Genomic DNA, 2,043 nt, shown 5'->3' with positions numbered 1-2,043 from the left:
GCAGCGCGAACAAGCATTAAAATGGTTTCAGGCCGCCATTGAGGCCGCGCCGGCGCTACCAGGACCAAAGCTAGAAGCCTCTACTGAGATGCGGGAATTGGGCCACTTTGATGCTGCACGCGAGATGATCAACCGCGTTCTAGCAGAGGGCGGACGCCCCCCCTATGCTCTGATCATGCTGGGGCTTATCGAGAGGGCAGCAAACAATAGAGAAGCAGCTTTGGAGGCGTTCACAGCGGCCCATAAGACAGACCGCCGATACGCCCGCGCACTGGTTGAAATGGCCATCGAACACCGCCAACTCGGACAACAGGCTGCGTGCGACCAATGTTTAATTCTAGCACTAGAATGCGATTCACGCCATATCCAAGCCATATCTCAGTTGGCCGAACAGGCGCTAATGGCCGACAAGGCGGAACAAGCCCTACAACTTTATAGCAAAGCAATATCCGATCAGCCTGAGTGTACAGAGTTCTTGTTTGGCCAAGTTACGGCGTTAGCTAGGTTGGGCCGAATACAGGACGCGCTAAGCGTGCTTCGTCATATCGAGGAGACCCTTGGACCTTCGACGCTTCTGCGTATTCGGCAAATTAGCCTCCTGCGCCGGATTGGGAAATATTACGATGCACTGAACTTGGCACGCGAGGCCACAACCAAAGAACCGTTCGCCTTCTGGCTTTGGGCAGAACGCGTCGAGACCGAACTTTTTGTGGGCGAGGATGCAGACGTCGAGGCGTGCCTAGCGGCCATGCGGCCATCAACACTACGAGAACGGGCCAATTTTGAACGGCTCAAAGGGCGCTGGGCAGAAAGCCAGTTGCAACTTACCGCGGCCATAGGACATTATGAAAATGCTGCCGCAATATTGACGCAGGATCCAACGATTCAACACCTGCTGGCCCGAAGCAGGATCATGGCCATGGATCTGGAGCGGGTACAGCATCATCTGCGGCGGGTACAGGATTTGCGAGCGCCTATTCTGCGACTGCGCGGCGAATCGCCCAATACGTCACAAACCGAATTAGGACATCTACTGAACGAATTCACACTCGACTTTGAGTTGTGCAACAAGCTTACAAAATTGCAGAGCCTTCCGGCAGTTCAACGAGCGGCTGAACTGTCAGCCCTGGTACGTATCGCCCCTGACAATACAGCGCCAGCGATCAATCTACTGATAGCGTTACGCCAAAGCGGCGCGCTGACGGTCATGCCCACCGGGGAAGAAAGAGTGATTCCGCGGACTATCATGCAATTTTGGGATGAAGCGGCGATACCAGAAGATATCAGGGGACTGATGGTCTCTTGGCATTCTCAAAACCCGGATCATAATCACCAAATTTTCGACAATGCTAATGCCTTGGCATGGATCGAAGCATATTACCCGAAATCAGTAGCTCTTGCCTATTGGCGCTCACGCGAAGCGGCTCAGAAAAGCGATATTTTCAGACTGGCTTGGCTGGCGCGGCAGGGCGGCATTTATGCGGATACTGACGACCTCTGCCTGCGATCGCTGGACACCATGTTGCCATCAGGTGCGAAATTAGTGCTTTCACATGAGGTGTTAGGCACAGTAGGCAATAATTTCATTGCCGTTGTGCCGCGACATCCAGTCATTGAATTGGCCTTACAGCTAGCGGTGCATGCGGTGAACAGAGGGGATAATGATGGCGTATGGTATTCAACTGGCCCCGCCCTACTTACACGAGCACTTACCCAAATTTTGACCGCAAGTGGCACCTTGAACATGGACGGCACGGCAATACTTAGCATGCGCGAATTGTTCCGATCCGTTGCGGTCGGCTGCGCCGCCTCCTACAAGATCACAAGGCGGCATTGGAGCAAGGCAGCCAAAGTACGAAAAACATATTGCCTGCCGGCAAACATACAACAATATAGATTACATGCCCCGGGCGTACATGCTGACAATCTTACAGTCGAACACGGGGAAGCGGCGGTGATACTTGGCGATTAACACGGGGTCAAACGTGCCTTTCTAATCCCGGGGAACGTCCAGTACAACCTAGCCTCTGTCCACGGCCATAG

Annotated in this window: 2 pseudogenes; one reads left to right on the top strand and one right to left on the bottom strand. The window is 53.6% G+C overall.

What is annotated here, in order from left to right:
- Window positions 1-88 precede the first annotated feature (88 nt).
- Window positions 89-1,468 (top strand): annotated as a pseudogene (locus BUB54_RS21965) (BTAD domain-containing putative transcriptional regulator); the annotation flags it as partial.
- Window positions 1,469-1,900: 432 nt separating this feature from the next.
- Here the strand turns inward: BUB54_RS21965 and BUB54_RS20590 are convergent.
- Window positions 1,901-2,020 (bottom strand): annotated as a pseudogene (locus BUB54_RS20590) (transposase); the annotation flags it as partial.
- Window positions 2,021-2,043: the final 23 nt, after the last annotated feature.

Source organism: Acidocella aminolytica 101 = DSM 11237 (assembly GCF_900129125.1).
GTDB classification, from domain to species: Bacteria; Pseudomonadota; Alphaproteobacteria; order Acetobacterales; family Acetobacteraceae; genus Acidocella; species Acidocella aminolytica.
This window is presented reverse-complemented; position numbering and strand designations above follow the sequence as displayed.